This is a genomic window from Methylophaga sp. OBS4, from assembly GCF_026319305.1.
In the GTDB taxonomy this organism is placed as follows: domain Bacteria; phylum Pseudomonadota; class Gammaproteobacteria; order Nitrosococcales; family Methylophagaceae; genus Methylophaga.
On record NZ_JAPDMV010000008.1, the window covers coordinates 23,822 to 38,751 of the forward strand.

General features: G+C 48.7%; 17 protein-coding genes and 1 tRNA gene. 5 read left to right on the forward strand and 13 right to left on the reverse strand.

Annotated elements, in window-relative coordinates; all coding sequences use genetic code 11:
• Positions 1-92 precede the first annotated feature (92 nt).
• Together OMP95_RS03555 and OMP95_RS03560 are read left to right on the forward strand one after the other, a co-directional pair.
• Complete coding sequence (locus tag OMP95_RS03555) at positions 93-836, forward strand: dienelactone hydrolase family protein (protein WP_266326018.1); 744 nt, start codon at positions 93-95, stop codon at positions 834-836.
• Positions 837-1,296: 460 nt separating this feature from the next.
• A tRNA-Val gene (locus OMP95_RS03560) sits at positions 1,297-1,372 on the forward strand.
• A 159-nt stretch (positions 1,373-1,531) separates the two neighbouring features.
• Here OMP95_RS03560 and OMP95_RS03565 read toward each other — a convergent pair.
• Positions 1,532-1,861, reverse strand: coding sequence for a hypothetical protein (locus OMP95_RS03565; protein ID WP_266326020.1), 330 nt, complete (start codon positions 1,859-1,861; stop codon positions 1,532-1,534).
• A 67-nt stretch (positions 1,862-1,928) separates the two neighbouring features.
• On the reverse strand, positions 1,929-2,423 hold the full coding sequence (locus tag OMP95_RS03570) for a tetratricopeptide repeat protein (RefSeq protein WP_266326022.1): 495 nt from the start codon (positions 2,421-2,423) through the stop codon (positions 1,929-1,931).
• Positions 2,424-2,631: 208 nt separating this feature from the next.
• On the opposite strand from OMP95_RS03570, the gene OMP95_RS03575 reads away from it, so the two are divergent.
• The gene (locus OMP95_RS03575) at positions 2,632-2,943 is read left to right on the forward strand and encodes a hypothetical protein (RefSeq protein WP_266326024.1); all 312 of its coding nucleotides are present in this window, start codon (positions 2,632-2,634) and stop codon (positions 2,941-2,943) included.
• An 85-nt stretch (positions 2,944-3,028) separates the two neighbouring features.
• Here the strand turns inward: OMP95_RS03575 and OMP95_RS03580 are convergent, their stop codons facing one another.
• Positions 3,029-4,588 (reverse strand): glucan biosynthesis protein, encoded by a 1,560-nt coding sequence (locus OMP95_RS03580; RefSeq protein ID WP_266326026.1) that lies wholly within the window; start codon positions 4,586-4,588, stop codon positions 3,029-3,031.
• A 642-nt stretch (positions 4,589-5,230) separates the two neighbouring features.
• On the opposite strand from OMP95_RS03580, the gene OMP95_RS03585 reads away from it, so the two are divergent.
• Positions 5,231-5,560, forward strand: a complete 330-nt coding sequence (locus tag OMP95_RS03585) for a hypothetical protein (RefSeq protein WP_266326028.1) — start codon at positions 5,231-5,233, stop codon at positions 5,558-5,560.
• Between the two features lie 22 nt (positions 5,561-5,582).
• On the opposite strand, the gene OMP95_RS03590 is transcribed toward OMP95_RS03585, so the two are convergent.
• From OMP95_RS03590 to mtgA, 7 genes are all read right to left on the reverse strand, one after another.
• Positions 5,583-6,203, reverse strand: coding sequence for a LysE family translocator (locus tag OMP95_RS03590; protein ID WP_266326030.1), 621 nt, complete (start codon positions 6,201-6,203; stop codon positions 5,583-5,585).
• Between the two features lie 104 nt (positions 6,204-6,307).
• Positions 6,308-6,859: a formaldehyde-activating enzyme gene (gene fae / locus OMP95_RS03595; RefSeq protein WP_266326032.1), complete on the reverse strand. Its 552-nt coding sequence runs from the start codon at positions 6,857-6,859 to the stop codon at positions 6,308-6,310.
• Between the two features lie 147 nt (positions 6,860-7,006).
• Positions 7,007-8,230: an organoarsenical effux MFS transporter ArsJ gene (gene arsJ / locus OMP95_RS03600; RefSeq protein WP_266326034.1), complete on the reverse strand. Its 1,224-nt coding sequence runs from the start codon at positions 8,228-8,230 to the stop codon at positions 7,007-7,009.
• Positions 8,221-9,222, reverse strand: coding sequence for an ArsJ-associated glyceraldehyde-3-phosphate dehydrogenase (locus OMP95_RS03605; RefSeq protein WP_266326036.1), 1,002 nt, complete (start codon positions 9,220-9,222; stop codon positions 8,221-8,223). The genes arsJ and OMP95_RS03605 overlap by 10 nt, the downstream gene beginning before the upstream one ends.
• A gap of 72 nt (positions 9,223-9,294) precedes the next feature.
• Positions 9,295-9,648, reverse strand: a complete 354-nt coding sequence (locus OMP95_RS03610; protein WP_266326038.1) for an ArsR/SmtB family transcription factor — start codon at positions 9,646-9,648, stop codon at positions 9,295-9,297.
• A gap of 193 nt (positions 9,649-9,841) precedes the next feature.
• Positions 9,842-10,291 (reverse strand): RT0821/Lpp0805 family surface protein, encoded by a 450-nt coding sequence (locus OMP95_RS03615; protein ID WP_266326040.1) that lies wholly within the window; start codon positions 10,289-10,291, stop codon positions 9,842-9,844.
• A gap of 162 nt (positions 10,292-10,453) precedes the next feature.
• On the reverse strand, positions 10,454-11,155 hold the full coding sequence (gene mtgA, locus OMP95_RS03620) for a monofunctional biosynthetic peptidoglycan transglycosylase (protein WP_266326042.1): 702 nt from the start codon (positions 11,153-11,155) through the stop codon (positions 10,454-10,456).
• 165 nt (positions 11,156-11,320) lie between these two features.
• Between mtgA and OMP95_RS03625 the strand changes: the two genes are divergently transcribed.
• A complete protein-coding gene (locus tag OMP95_RS03625) occupies positions 11,321-11,551 on the forward strand; it encodes a hypothetical protein (protein ID WP_266326044.1) in 231 nt (76 codons plus the stop codon).
• 121 nt (positions 11,552-11,672) lie between these two features.
• Here the strand turns inward: OMP95_RS03625 and OMP95_RS03630 are convergent, their stop codons facing one another.
• The 3 genes from OMP95_RS03630 to OMP95_RS03640 are packed head-to-tail and all read right to left on the reverse strand — an operon-like array spanning position 11,673 to position 14,846.
• Entirely contained in the window at positions 11,673-12,131 is a 459-nt protein-coding gene (locus OMP95_RS03630) for an ATPase (RefSeq protein WP_266326046.1), read from the reverse strand.
• A 33-nt stretch (positions 12,132-12,164) separates the two neighbouring features.
• Positions 12,165-13,073, reverse strand: coding sequence for a copper resistance protein B (locus OMP95_RS03635; RefSeq protein WP_266326048.1), 909 nt, complete (start codon positions 13,071-13,073; stop codon positions 12,165-12,167).
• Between the two features lie 33 nt (positions 13,074-13,106).
• A complete protein-coding gene (locus OMP95_RS03640) occupies positions 13,107-14,846 on the reverse strand; it encodes a copper resistance system multicopper oxidase (RefSeq protein ID WP_266326050.1) in 1,740 nt (579 codons plus the stop codon).
• Positions 14,847-14,930: the final 84 nt, after the last annotated feature.

Genomic DNA, 14,930 nt, shown 5'->3' on the forward strand with positions numbered 1-14,930 from the left:
CAATGACGTGACTTTTCATGCTGATCGGTGATACGGGAATGGGGTCGTTGTACAATGACCACCTTTTATTTCTTAAAAGAACCTGACTCAACATGAAAATTCAAAGCGATTTTGTCGATCTTGAGACCCCTACTGGCGTCATGCGTACCTATATTCACCGCCCAGTGAGTGAAGGCAGCTACCCGGTCATTCTGTTCTACTCGGAAATCTTCCAACAAACCGGCCCGATTGAACGTGCCGCGCGTCTGATGGCCAGTCACGGTTATGTCGTGTTGGTACCTGAAGTATTCCATGAACTGAACCCGATAGGCACCGTACTGGGCTACGACGATGCCGGTCGTGATAAAGGCAATGCCGATAAAGAAGCCAAAGATGTGCAGGGTTATGACTCTGACAATGTCGCCATGATTGAGTATGTGAAAACACAACCCTGGTGCAACGGTCATATCGGCGCGATGGGTTACTGCATTGGTGGTCATCTGGCCTTTCGTGCAGCATTGCAACCGGAAGTGAAAGGTACCGCCTGCTTCTATGCCACTGATTTGCATATCCAAAAGATTCCTAGCAAACCCGGCCAGCACAGTATGGAACGTCTGGCTGAGATTAAAGGCGAGTTGCTAATGATCTGGGGTAAGCAGGACAATCATGTGCCCAGAGAAGGTTTGGACAAGATTCACAACATGCTGAACCAGACTGACATTACCTTTACCTGGCATGAGTTCAATGCTGAACATGCGTTTATGCGTGATGAAGGTGATGGTGGTCGTTATGACGCACAAACGGCGCAATTAGGCTATCAATTGGCTTTGAATTTATTCAGCCGTACATTGCGATAGTCTTCATGCCGACTCCTTCGGCCTCGCTCAGGACAGGCTCGGCGGAGGCATCTTCGGTGAACAGAGATTCCTCGGCTTGCGCGCGGAATGACAGTCCCCTCGCCGGGCTCGGGTATTGTTTCTGACTTGGTAAAGAGCTGTGTCATGCCGACCGGAGTGGAGGCATCTTTGAACAGGTCTGAGATCTCTCGTCTTCGCTCGAGATGACATAGTTCTGGCATCCTCGCTTTGCTCGCCCTTCGACTGTTCAACGCATTTTGTGCCGTTGTCCCGCCTACGTGGGAGTGACACGTTGACGGGGGAAATAATTGAGCCGCATTACGCTTTATTATTTCCCCTTTTTTGTGTGAACACGCTGGTTAATTGAAGCCTAAGTTTCTCTTTCACCAGCGGTTTCAAAAAAAGCCCAAATTAGGGCTTCAAATTCTGAAAAGATGTTGTAGAATGCCTCGCTTTCTTGGGGTGCTTAGCTCAGCTGGGAGAGCATCGCCCTTACAAGGCGAGGGTCGGGGGTTCGAACCCCTCAGCACCCACCAAGAGTTTCAGGGTCTGTTCCGAAGACATTGGATGTGATTCGTTGGGTCGTGCCCCACTCCCCTATTCACCACCGCTTCACGACTGCCTATCACTGTGTAAGTTTGCTTCCCATCAGAAATAAAAAGGCTCACGATTGAAAATCAATTCAACCGGCCGATTTAAACCTTAAAGATAAATGTGAGTAAAACAACCGAGTCAACTACAGCTTTAACAGAATATGGCTCATCGGGCTTGAAATAAAGCAATTGGCCGGAGGTTAATACTTGTGCTTCCCCCATTGCTGCGCACTCAATTTCTCCATTTATACAATGGACTATGGCTGGCCCTGATACTTTTTCATTTGCAAATTCTTTACCTGCCGGAAGGGCAAGACGAGCCAGTTCGACTTCATCTGTTTTCGCAATGACTTTGGTTTTTCCATTGGGGACGTCTTGCGCCCATGTATCCAAGTCAACGATTTCACCTGGTGATGCGTGATGTGTGGCCATGAATACCTCCGATAAGTTTACAGAATCAAAGAGTCAGCTCACTTGAGCTAATAGGTAGACATTTATCTTAGTGTTTCATCTTCCATTGTTGTACTGACTGTTCGGCTTGATTGATTTCAGTTGCGGTCATTTTCTTAATCAGTGCAGCTTTAATGTGCTCGAGGTCATTAGCACCATTTTCTTCTGCTAATGACCACCACATATAGGCCATTTGATAGTCCTGCATAACAGCCAAGCCCTGGTAGTACATATTGCCAAGATTGCTTTGCGCTTCTGTATAGTCCTGATTGGCAGCAAGCTGCATCCATTTTATTGATTCTGAATGGTTTTGTTCAACGCCTTGGCCGAGCTTGTACATGATGGCAAGATTGAATTGCGCCGGTGCATAGTCTTTATCCGCAGCATGACGAAACCATTTAGCTGCTTGTTGATAATCCTGACTCACACCTTGGCCATTTAGATACAAAAAGCCCAGTGTATTTTGGGCAATCACATTGCCTTTTTTTGCGGCGCTTTTACATTTTTCTACATATTCTTGTGTCTGTTGTGCAGTTTTAGTCACAGTGCTTTTATTCCGGTTATTAGGTTAAGTTAAGCGTTGAGTGTTTTTATCAGAATGGCGTGCTGTTCAGCTTATGTAAGCTGAACCATTTCTTGATATGTGCTTGCCATTGGGTCTGTAATAATCTGGACGCGTAAGCGAGAATAGGCGTTTATTGAATAATTGAATCGGGTAAATACTAAACATGAACACAAACGCTGAATCCGTTATGACATTGTATCATTGGAATATCCTGATACTTCCATCGGATGAGGAGATCTTCGTTGGTTTACGTCAACGGCCTGAAACGGTGCCGCCGTTCAAGCCAGTAGAAACTGATGACAAGTTGTTGCCATTTACACTGCGCAACAGCAGCTCCATCAAGGAATTCGATAAAAATTCCGGTGTGGGTTTTACTGAATCAGGCAGACGTTATGTGGTGATTGGTCAACCCAGTGACCCAACAGGAATGATTCGCTTCAGTGTTGATCAAATGATGGCAGCTGATAACATTCGCTGGAAGTATGACTTTATGGAATAAGTCACCCATCAGTTTTCTGTTCGCGTGCCTCTAGACGCGCATAAGGTTCAAATCCGCTTGCCGGCCAGCTCGTGCCTAATTGAGATTATTTCAGGTGTGCTGGATTATGCAGTTTACGCTCGTCTTGTGGCGGTGGCGTCCACTGGTAAAGCCAGGTTTCTGAAAGCGGTTGGCCATCAGCCTCAAGATAGACCCTCAGGTTGATGGGATCGGTACTGTTATCAGGCGGTACCAAATCAAATATTGCCCGGTATCCAACTATCGCATCTTGTGGGCGTGCAGAAGTAATCTCAACTTTGCCAGCAGAGGCAGTGATCACAGGTCTCACCCCTGCAGCTTTCGTCAACATCGACAAATTACCTCCAGCGAAATCAATGACAAAACGCTTACTGTAGTATTGACGTTTCCTGCCGATGACTCCGCCAAGGCCCGTGAAGGTATTAACCACTTTGGCGTTCTCCGGCTCAACCGGTGGTCCACCCCAGTACATGTTGTAACTGTATAGCAGCTCCTGACCGGGCACGACAGGCTGTTCCGGATTCCAGAACGCAACGATGTTGTCAAAGGTTTCATCCAAAGTCGGGATTTCCACCAGTTGTACTGCTCCTTTACCCCAGTTATTGATCGGTTCAATCCAGAGACTTGGGCGACGGTTATAGAACACACCATCATCCTGATAGTGGTCAAAGTTGCGATCACGTTGCATCAGTCCGAACCCTTGCGGGCTGGTATCACTATAGCTATTAAAGCGAAGATTGCGTGGGTTATTGAGCGGACGCCAGATCCATTCACCGTTACCACGGTGTATCGCGAGACCATCTGAATCATGGATTTCCGGACGCCAATCCCAATCAGTGCGTCGATCATTCTCTCCGATCATGAACATGCTGGTCAGCGGCGCAATGCCGAGCCGTTCAATCGATTTACGTGGATAAACGGCAGCATCCACCTTCACCTCCAGACGCTCCCCCGGCTGAATATCGAAACGATAGGCACCGGTAATACTAAGTGAATCAAGCAGCGCATAGATGGTTGTTATTTCACTGCCAGGTTTAGGCTGTTCTAGCCAAAAATTGGTAAACACCGGAAACTCTTCAGGCTGGGGCAGCGCCGTATTAACCGCCAATCCTCGTGCCGACAAACCATACTGCATCTCTTTGCCAACGCCGCGGAAATAGCTTGCGCCGAGGAATGCCATCACGTCGCGTTTCCAATCAGTATAAAACTGCATCCGGAACCCGGCAAAGCCGAGATCTTTGGGCAGCGTATCGCCGTTGACGCCCGACTGGCCATAGTCGAACATCGAGGCTGAATATTTGACCGGTGTCGTTTTGCCGTCTTGCAAGCGGTAAATATGTACGGGTGTGTCATAGTTCAGTCCGAGATGAAACATCTCTATTCGAAACTCAGAGTCTTCGTTACGCCAAAGCGCTTTGTCTTTGTTGTAGTGCAACTGCTGATACTCATCCCAGCTCATTTTCTGCAGGCTTTCCGGCAGCTTCCTTTGCTGGCTTACATAGGTTTTTTCCGCTAAGGCTTGCGCGTACCCTTTGAGCCAGGCATAGCTGAACATTTCACCCGACGGCGGCGCTACGCCACTGGGAGTAGCATTAGCCGAGTGACTTAATAATATGCCGATTGTCATCACCAATCCGGTCCACACATGGTGCCAACGAGTCGTGCTGCTGATGTTGTGCTTGGAGATATTAGCTAAGGAGCTGACATGGGCCGGACGAGGAACAGAATTTTCATTTCGGTAACAAAGGTTTGTTTGCATAAACGCGCTCCACTTAACTGCAAAAATCAAGGGGGGCCGGCAACTTGATTCCCCAGTCATAACAATATAGTCACCAGTGATGAGGGTCACCTCAACTAGACCTAATCATTCTCTGCTTTTTTAAGCCGCCAATAAAGCAGCAAACATAAGACTGTCAGCATTAGAACCCTCAACGGCGAGGAAAATAGGTATTTATTTATTGGCGCTGAACCGCTTTATGTTTGAGTTCGAAGACAGATTGGCGGACTTCGTTTGAAAACGGCAGTTACACAGAATTATTTGGCTCCATGGGGGATGAAACATGAATCTCAATAATACAAATAAACACAGAGGCAGAAATTGTCTCTGTGTTTATTCCCTCCTCCCAATTAATGGGTTAAGACACATATTTTCCCATTAATGAAAAAGCCATGGCAGATCGATAATCTCTAGTGAAAAATTGTCAAAAAAACACATGAGCGTTAGAGTTTGATAACCAACCTTCCAAGTTGGATAGATGAGGTTAGGCACATGCAACATAAAATCATCGTTATTGTGGCATCAGTCTTCGCTGCATCAACACAAGCAACTGAGCTTGAACGGCACAATATCACCAGCTGTGCCTATCAGGCGGGTACAGCCTATGAAATTCAGCAAATCAGACAGACGGAAGGTGATGATTGGCAGGCGTTTGAACAAAACATAAAGAAAATATACAAAGACTCGCAAGGTCGCCGGGATCTGCTTGATATCGCTAAACAGGTGTATATTCAGCCAGCAACCACCTCAGTTGACGAGATACATGATCAGATATTCAATGCCTGCGTGCAGCGACAACAAGGGACAGAACCCCTTACTTGATTTGCTTAACATTTGAAACGTTTTATTGCACTGCGAGCAATAAATTTAAAGCCAAAGTCACAAAAACCATACCGGCGATACGATGTAAATAAACCTGTGCTTTTGCTGATTGCCTGAGCCAGCTGCCAAGCCTGTCGGCGAGCATAGCGATACCACAAAAAATCACTAAAGCGATGGCACCAAAAACCGCGCCCAGCAGGAAAATCTGTGGGGCGATGGGACCGTAAAGCTGGCTGGCAAATTGTGGCAGAAACGCCAGGAAAAAAATCGAAACCTTGGGGTTGCTGACATTCATAATGATACCGCGCAGATACAAAGCCCTCGCTGGCAATAACGCGCTGCCACTATTCAGGCTTTGTGGCTGACTGTTAAAAGCCTGCCAGCCCAGATAAAGCAAATACCCTGCACCGGCAACTTTCAGTGCCGTAAAAGCCAGTTCGGAAGTTTGAAACAGCGTTGCCACACCTAAAGCGACGATACTGGTGTGAAAAATCAGCCCGGTACATAAACCCAATGTGATAAGCACCCCGCTGCGTTTGCCATACAACATCGATTGAGTCAGAACAAAAATATTATCCGGCCCCGGGGCAATGCTCAGCAGTGCCGAGGCGATGATAAAAGGTAAAAAAGTCTCGATTGGCATCGGTTTAAATTACAGGGTTTCACTGACTTAAACCAAACACTAGATATGAAAAAGCCCATCTCCACTGTCCGCGAAGATGGGCTCAAGTTCATCACAGACTCAGTTTACCACTGAGATTCACCGGTTGCAGGATCGTACATTTCATGATGGATCTTGTTACGGTTTGCGATCAGCTCATCAATTGTTGGTGAGCTTGTCATGGCACGTTGGATAGCCAGTTTCATCGCTTCATAGTTGGTGCGATACAGATCTTTACGATCCACATCCGGGTTAGCGGCGGCATCAGGTGCAATCCAAACCATCGCGACGATACAAAGATCATCAGCGTGCTCTTTAGGAATCACACCTTCAATTACACTATCCAATACCGCATCAGCAATCGCTGACTGTACAGGCCCGCCGAACAGCTCGACATAAGCGCTGGATTTAATCGTGACTTTCGGCACGATCATGGTGGCAGGTTTGACCTGTTGATTAGTGGCACGAATGGCAAACATACGGGTATGGCCTTCGGTTTGCCCCATCAGGTTAGCAAAGGCATGGCCTGCTGGTCCCTTAACGCTGCCAATCAAAATTTCAGGCATTGCATCGGTGCCTTGATCCTCGCTCGCAAACACGGTTGCTTCAGCGGTTCTAAACCATACTGGTTCTGACATATTTCACTCCGGAAAAATAAAAAAAGCGGGCCATTCTATGCCCGTTTCAAGCGGACTCACAAGTATTAAATGATCTTGGCTTAGTCGGGGTGAGGTTGGAATGATCCAGAATGATTAAGCCAAAAGGATCAGACGCATTTTGTGCACTCATCGCCCTACTCCTATTATTGATGCAGGTGGCAGACGCAGGGAGAGCACGCCGGCAGCAACGACAAAAATGCCGGACCAGATCAGGCAGCCAATTAAGCCTTGCGTCTGATAAATCAGACCTGACAGTACCGTGCCGGCAAGCCGACCGCCGGCGTTGGCCATGTAGTAAAAGCCGACATTCATTGAAACCTTGTCGCGTTCCGACCAGGCGACAATTAAATAGGAATGGAGCGCCGAGTTGATGGCAAACACTACCCCGAAGATGATCAAGCCGGTGATAAGTAAAAGTTGTGGCTGTAGCTCGAGATGTAAACCAAGGGCGATAAGTACGGGTAAAAAAGCCAGGGTAAAAACCCAGAACCTGGCTGTGTTGCCATCCGGCCCTTTGCCATGATGGCTGTGACGGATGAGCCGAGGTGCGCAGGCTTGTACCAGGCCGTAACCGATGACCCAAAGCGCCAGAAAACCGCCCACTTCCATAAAACTCCAGTCAAAAACGGAGTACAGATAAACAGGCAATGCCACCACGAACCAGACATCACGCGCCCCAAACAGGAAAAAACGTGCGGCCGACAGCCAGTTAATGGCTGGTGTTTTGGAAAATACCTGGGCGAACTTGGGTTTGCTTTTTGATTTGCCCAGTTGCGACGGCAACAGCGTCATAGTGATCAGCATCACGACAAAAAGCCCTGCCGCCAGAACTGCCAAAGCACCGCGGAACCCGAGTGTTTGTAACAACATGGCCCCGACAAAGAACCCTACCCCTTTCAAGGCGTTCTTTGAGCCGGTCAAGACAGCTATCCATTTGAATAAGCGGGATTCACTCCCGTACGCAGGCAATAAGGTTTTGATACTGGCTTTGGCCGACATCTTGTTCAGATCTTTGGCGATACCGGAGAGTGCCTGTGCAAACATGACATAAGCCACCGACAGCCAGGCGTCGGGCACCATAAGCATGCTCAGTGCCACCACCTGCATACCCATGCCGATATGCATGGTCAGGTTCAGGCCGATACGTGAACCCAGCCAGCCTCCCACCAAATTGGTCACGATGCCGAAGATTTCGTAAAACAAAAACAACATGGCGACTTCGAACGGCGTGTACCCCAACAGGTGGAAATACAACACCACCAGCATACGAATCGCGCCGTCGGTGAGGGTAAAGGCCCAGTAACCTCCGGTTACAATAAGATAATGTCGTAAGCCTTGTTCTAAAGACATTTTGCGACTTTCGCTGCCAATTCCATCATGCGGTTCACATAGCCCCACTCATTGTCATACCAGGCATAAATTTTGACCTGGGTCCCATCAATAACCATGGTGGAGAGCGCATCGATAATGGCGGATCGAGGATCATTAAGGTAATCAACCGACACCAATGGCCGTTCTTCATAGCCAAGAATGTCTTTCAGTTCCCCTGTTGCTGCCTCCTTGAAATAAGCATTGATTTCTTGTTCCGTCACCGGGCGTGAGGCTTCGAAGACAAAATCTGTGAGCGAGGCATTCAACAAAGGAATACGCACGGCATGACCATTGAGCTTGCCGGTTAATTCAGGAAAAATTTTGGTAATGGCTTTGGCCGAGCCCGTTGTGGTCGGGATCAGCGACTGGCTACACGCCCGGGCGCGGCGCAGATCCTTGTGGCCCTTATCGACAATGGTTTGCGTATTGGTAATGTCATGAATGGTCGTCATACAACCGTGGACTATGCCGACTTTCTCATGCATCACTTTAACAATAGGCGCGAGGCAGTTGGTGGTACACGATGCTGCAGTGAGTACGTGATGTTGCTCAGGATCGTAGAGATGGTCATTAACGCCATAGACGACATTCAAAGCCCCTTCGGTCGGTGCCGCCACAATCACCTTCTTTACGCCTTGTTCAAAATAGGCATTCAGGGTCTCCGGCTTTTTATGATGTTTGCCGGTCGCTTCGATGACAATGTCACAACCAGACCAGTCAGTGTCGGTTATTTCCTTGTCAGATGAATACTTGAGCGGCTTGCCATCAATAATTAACATGCCATCGCTGGCAGCCATTTCATGTTGCCAGGGGCCATGAATTGAATCGAACTCGAGCAAGTGAGCCGAGCCGGCGGCATCAATCGCAATCTCGTTGATCTGAACGATGTCATAATCTGTCTTGCCCCATGCGGCCCTGAAACCCAGGCGCCCCATGCGACCAAAACCATTGATGCCGACACGTATTGGCATAGAGAACTCCTGCTTCCAATAGACCTCTTGCACCGCTGCAAGCAGTCTGATTTTTGATAACTTGAAAGAACATTACGCGCAACAGCTGGCACCCGGGCGGTCAGGCATAGCGTGCAAGGTAGTCAGATCTTCATAAAAAGGTGATTTTTTCTTGTTGGCCTCTGCTGTTGTTTCCAGCACTGCTTGCGCCCAGTTTCCCAGGTCAGGGTTAATGGAATAAAAAATCCATTGCCCCTTGCGACGATCGTTGACTATGCCGGCTTCTCTCAGTAACGCCAGATGACGGGAAATCATCGGCTGGGCGAGCGCCAGCGCATGGGTCAACTCGCAGACACACAACTCGCCTTCAAGCTGCAACAACATCAGGCAACGCAAGCGTATCTCGTTAGACAAGGCGGAAAATAGAGTATTGGCTTCGATTTTCATTGGCCGACAATATATGAAAAATCGTATATACGGTCAAGAGCATATTAAAAAGTGACCCTCCTGCAGGCTCCTATTCGATACTATTTTTATGGGGTTCAATAGAGGCAGATCCCAGATTGCTGTTTCCGTGAGAACACAAAAAAAAAACCGGCCATCGCCGGTTTTTTTGAATCAATCCGTTTGAAAATGATCTCTACTGGTTAATCCACTCACCACGTGCGTTACGGCAAGCGGTGCCTTTGATAACATCGCGTTGGCCGTCGATGTATGCATCCATCTCATATTCGCGGCACGGCGCACTGGCAGTCTCATAAGTCCGCGTCGGTGTAACACTGTACCGCGCACCTGAGTCCGGATTGTGCCAGGTGTTTGTTCTGCCTGTAGGATAGGATTCCAGCGTATCGGCAGCTCGCCGGCGGTCCAGTTCATCCATTTCAGCACCGATATGGCCACCGATAATCGCGCCCAATAAAGTACCGCCAATAATGGCAGCAGTCCGTCCGGTGCCACCACCGACATTCGCGCCAAGTACCCCACCGGCCACACCACCGGCAGCTGTGCCAACAGTCTGCCTGTCAGCGGTACAACCAACCAACGCCATAGATAGTGTCGCAGCAACTACTGTAGTCATTACCTTTTTCATAGCGTTTCCTTTTAAGCTTGGTCATTGATGACTATTAGACACAACTTTAGTTTTCAGGTTCATGGGATACTTCCCCCTAAAAATAGCTGGGACGGAGTAAAGCAAATGCGTTTGCTTGCTAGAGTTGCGGTCTTTTAGCTGGTGGGACGCGCCAGCCTGTTATCACTGATTTAGCGGGGCCAGCCATTGAGTACCGCCCAAACGGCGCTGTTGTTCAAGATTCCAACTTGCACGCTCACGTAAATGTTGGGCAGGTCTGGCCGGATCGTAATTTAACGGGCTGGGCAAGCATGAAGCCAGCAAGGCAGACTGCATCGGTGTCAGTTGTGAGGCCGGTTTACCAAAGTGATATTGGCTGGCGGCTTCCAGCCCGAACACACCCTCACCCCACTCGGCAATATTCAAATACACTTCCAGAATGCGTTGTTTGCCCCAGGTCAGTTCAATCAGCATGGTAAGCCAGACTTCCAGCCCTTTCCGCAGCCAGCTGCGGCCGGTCCAGAGATACACATTCTTGGCAACCTGTTGACTGATGGTGCTGGCGCCTCGCAACTGACCGCCGTTTCCTGCCGTTCGCAGCACTTTGATAATGGCATCGACATCAAAGCCCTGATGCAATGGAAAACGCTGATCTTCTGAGGTAATAACGGCAAGGGCTGCCTGTTTTGGAATCTCATCCCAGCTCAGCCAGGTCTGACGCAATCTGAAATATTCATCACCGGCATGCAACCAGCGATCCGCCATGACCATGGTGAGCGGCGGGTTGAGCCAGCGAAACGGTACAACCACTAACAGGCTGAGCACGATCACGGTCAGCATTAGCAGCAGCAAATATCGAATTATCAGGCGTCTGAGTTTTTTCACAGGCCGATCGTACCAGAACTGTAAAACATGTACCTTTTCTCAATTCACTGGCTTGGTGAGGTTTATGTTTAATTATTGTGACTTTCAATATCGATTTTTGTAGTATTCCAATAAACACAAGGCTTAAGGCACTTAAATCTGTCACATCAACGGAACGGGTAAATAATGAAAAAAATATTCCTCGCTACCATTCTGGTCGCCCTTGTTGGCTGCACCACTGCTTCACCAAAACAGTACTACCGCGCTGCCGGTGAAGCTGAGCAACTGGAAATAGCCGGCAGGTTCAACCAAATCACTTTTGAGCATAATGTATTGGTTAACGGTGAAACCGTAGTGACCGGCAGCTTACCCTATAACTATGATGATGCCAGTTTCGATGGTGTCTATCTATGGTGACACGGCTGTCACCTCTGATTGCCACTGGCAATCGAAAACCGACCTTGCCTGTCTGGTAAAAATAAATGGTGAAATGGCCGCTACGCTGACTTTCTAAGTCGGCGGGCATCTCTAGGGGCGGTTAAAGATCTTCCAGCCGATTGGCGCTTTGCGATATCCGCATCGCTTCATGATCCTCGACGTCAAGCAACTGTTTTAACAGCTCTTTTTCCGACTCCACCGGCGCCCTGTCATACAGGTCTTGATACAAGTCAATCACTTGTTCGTGCAGTTGGGTCACCGTCTCCATGATTTGCTTTGTATCCAGTTTAGAAAAAGGTACGTCACTGTGTTTGTGCTTGATAACCGGGTGTTTGTCGAGATATTCATAACACCAGGTATTCAGTGCATTGAGATTGGCCGTTCTTTCAAATTCGGCAACCATGTTTTCCAATGTTTTTTCATGCGTGGCAAGATAGCCGAGTAATAACTTTGCGCGGGCATTTTCATTTTTGTCAGTGCAATCTTTCAGACACGCTGCAAGCTCATGATGAAAGTGTACCGTCCATTCCAGAATGTCTTTTATGCTTTCGACTTGCATGTTAATCCCCTATCGCTTTATGAAAGTGCTTTTCTAAAACCAGAATCTCAAGCCGATAACAAGGCTGGTGTCATTTGGGTCTTCTCCCCTGGCCAGGGTCAGATCTTTGGTATCACCAAACTGATTATTCCATTCAACCCCGATATAAGGGGCAAACTCGCGTCTGAATTCATAACGCAGCCTGATTCCGGCACTGATGTCAGACAAACCGCTTCCCAGGCCACGCGCCTTGTCATCTTTGCCGTAGACATTTGCCTCGATGCGCGGTTGAAGGATCAATTTTTGGGTAAACAATAATTCATATTCTGCTTCAAATCGAAGCGCGGTGCGCCCGGCCTCGCCGATATAGGCTGCGGCATCCACTTCAAACCAATAAGGCGCAAGTCCTTGTAGGCCAAATGCCAGCCAGGTGCGGTCAGGATCGGCGCCGCTATCGTATCTGACACCTAATTGCGTGTCCCAAAATGCGGTAAGGGCATGCCCCCAGAGCAATTCAGTCCTGGCTTGCTGCAATCTGTCGTTGTCAATCTCTCCTTCGGCTTTTAATACTGCTCGATCGTAATCTCTACCATACCAGGCTTGTAAATCGTAATCAGCAGACGTGTTGCCATCTGTTCTGGCCAGTTCCAAACGATCTACCAGTAGTGATGCAAAATGATGTTCATCCGCAAAGACCGGCCGGGGCATATCACCAAAATCGTAACCATCGGAATAAGCGTGTGGATCGCGCGCGTCTGCGGGCGGCGCACCACCCTGCATGGATGACATCGTAGGCTCCATATCTTGCCCATCCGGGGTGGTTTGAGGTTGCATGGTGTCACCGTGTTCCATTTGCGAATGGTCCATCTGATCCCTGCTGGATTCTTGTTCTCCCGCCATAACAAACAGCGTATTGATGATAAGTGCTATAAAAAGGCCCCAACCGGTGTTTGTCTTGTTCATCGGTAGATGTCCTGTAATTGATTAAAGGCTGACTCAGTCAACAACCACCTCTCTAAACATTCCCGCTTCCATGTGGTAGAGCAGATGACAATGCCATGCCCAGCGTCCCAATGCATTTGCCGTTACCAGAAAGCTTATTCGTTGGGCGGGTTGCACACTTATAGTATGCCTGAGCGCCTGTAAATGACCATCCGGGTTTTGCAGTTCACTCCACATGCCGTGCAGGTGCATGGGGTGAGTCATCATCGTGTCGTTATGCAGAATAACCCGCAGTCTTTCATTATGATTGAAATGTACCGGTGTCGATTTACCAAACTCCAGCCCATCCAGTGACCAGGTATAGCGTTCCATATTGCCGGTCAGATGCAGTTCAATTTCCCGTTCCGGCTGACGCTGTTCCAGGGCGCCGCCTATTGTATGAATATCTGCATAGGTCAACACATGACGGCCATTATTTCGAAGTCCGATACCGGGGTCGTCCAGATTGATGCGCGGTGTATCGACTCGCATATCAACACTGGGGCCATACTCTGTTTTGGCATGATTGACCTGAATAGCTGATTGCGCCCCGTGCATACTATGTTCATTGGCTGGCATATTCATACCATCATGCATCATGGCGCCCATCATATCGGCCATCGTCAGCCATTCGGGGGTATCCACTTCGGGTATTTCAGCAGTCATACCCGGATTGGGTGTCAAGGTCCCGCGGGCATAGCCTGAACGCCCTATTGTCTGTGCAAAGATCGTATAAGCACGGTCATCACTGGGCTGTACCACGACATCATAAGTTTCACCGGAGCCAAAACGAAACTCATCAACTGTCACCGGCTCAATATTCTGACCATCGACCTGGACAACGGTCATTTTGAGTCCGGGAATTCTTACATCGAAAAAGGTTTGGGTGCCACTGCCTATGAAACGCAGCCGCACCCGTTCGCCCCGCCTGAACAACCCTGTCCAGTTAGCTGCCGGGGGCATGCCGTTCATCAAATAGGTATAAGTGTATCCGGACAGATCAGCAAGATCGGTGGGACTCATGCGCATGCGGTTCCACATACGCCGTTGCTTGACGGCAGCCGTTAAACCTTGCCCGGAAACATCCTCAAAAAAATCTGCTACTGTCGGTTGGTTGAAATTGTAATAATCACTCTGTTTTTTAAGCTTGGCAAACACATCCATGGGATCTTCATCAGTCCAGTCCGACAACTGGACCACATAATCCCGATCGGCTCTAGTATCTTCCCCTTCAGCCGGATCGATAATGATGGCACCGTACATGCCGGTTTGCTCCTGAAACGCTGTATGTGAGTGATACCAATAGGTTCCGGACTGCTTCACTTTAAATTTGTAAGTAAAGGTCGTGCCCGGTGCAATGCCTGGAAAACTGATGCCCGGCACACCATCCATCTGGTAAGGCAGGATAATGCCATGCCAATGAATAGAGGTGGAAACCGGCAGGCGGTTGGTCACTCTTAAAGTGATCGTGTCGCCCTCTTTCCAACGCAGCGTTGGCGCCGGAATAGAGCCATTGATGGTGGTCGCCATTCTCGGTTTGCCGGTAAAGTTGACCAGTGTTTGAGCAACCGTGAGATCAAACTCTTTGCCCGCTAGCTGTTGGCTTGTCCCCACCGAGGTAGCGGGGATCTCAGCTGCCAGTGATTTGTTAAATAAAGGAGCAAGTCCCAACACCGTACCACCGGCTACCAGGCCCTGTACAAATTTACGGCGTGCCGGGTTCACTGACAAGGGAAGGAGAAAGGTATGTTTCATAGCCAACAAAGCTCCCGTAATATACGTGACTTTTATTGTTATTATAGGCCTCAAAAGCAGCGAACAATTCCCCCATGCCAGCAA

What these genes read in the sequence shown, in the direction of transcription:
- OMP95_RS03565 (WP_266326020.1), bottom strand. Translation starts at nt 1,861, where the DNA reads ATGGCCACACATCACGCATCACCAGGTGAAATCGTTGACTTGGATACA.
- OMP95_RS03635 (WP_266326048.1), bottom strand. Translation starts at nt 13,073, where the DNA reads ATGAACAAGACAAACACCGGTTGGGGCCTTTTTATAGCACTTATCATC.
- OMP95_RS03640 (WP_266326050.1), bottom strand. Translation starts at nt 14,846, where the DNA reads ATGAAACATACCTTTCTCCTTCCCTTGTCAGTGAACCCGGCACGCCGT.
- fae (WP_266326032.1), bottom strand. Translation starts at nt 6,859, where the DNA reads ATGTCAGAACCAGTATGGTTTAGAACCGCTGAAGCAACCGTGTTTGCG.
- OMP95_RS03575 (WP_266326024.1), top strand. Translation starts at nt 2,632, where the DNA reads ATGACATTGTATCATTGGAATATCCTGATACTTCCATCGGATGAGGAG.
- arsJ (WP_266326034.1), bottom strand. Translation starts at nt 8,230, where the DNA reads ATGTCTTTAGAACAAGGCTTACGACATTATCTTATTGTAACCGGAGGT.
- OMP95_RS03625 (WP_266326044.1), top strand. Translation starts at nt 11,321, where the DNA reads ATGAAAAAAATATTCCTCGCTACCATTCTGGTCGCCCTTGTTGGCTGC.
- OMP95_RS03590 (WP_266326030.1), bottom strand. Translation starts at nt 6,203, where the DNA reads ATGCCAATCGAGACTTTTTTACCTTTTATCATCGCCTCGGCACTGCTG.
- OMP95_RS03615 (WP_266326040.1), bottom strand. Translation starts at nt 10,291, where the DNA reads ATGAAAAAGGTAATGACTACAGTAGTTGCTGCGACACTATCTATGGCG.
- OMP95_RS03555 (WP_266326018.1), top strand. Translation starts at nt 93, where the DNA reads ATGAAAATTCAAAGCGATTTTGTCGATCTTGAGACCCCTACTGGCGTC.
- OMP95_RS03585 (WP_266326028.1), top strand. Translation starts at nt 5,231, where the DNA reads ATGCAACATAAAATCATCGTTATTGTGGCATCAGTCTTCGCTGCATCA.
- OMP95_RS03630 (WP_266326046.1), bottom strand. Translation starts at nt 12,131, where the DNA reads ATGCAAGTCGAAAGCATAAAAGACATTCTGGAATGGACGGTACACTTT.
- OMP95_RS03605 (WP_266326036.1), bottom strand. Translation starts at nt 9,222, where the DNA reads ATGCCAATACGTGTCGGCATCAATGGTTTTGGTCGCATGGGGCGCCTG.
- OMP95_RS03610 (WP_266326038.1), bottom strand. Translation starts at nt 9,648, where the DNA reads ATGAAAATCGAAGCCAATACTCTATTTTCCGCCTTGTCTAACGAGATA.
- OMP95_RS03580 (WP_266326026.1), bottom strand. Translation starts at nt 4,588, where the DNA reads ATGACAATCGGCATATTATTAAGTCACTCGGCTAATGCTACTCCCAGT.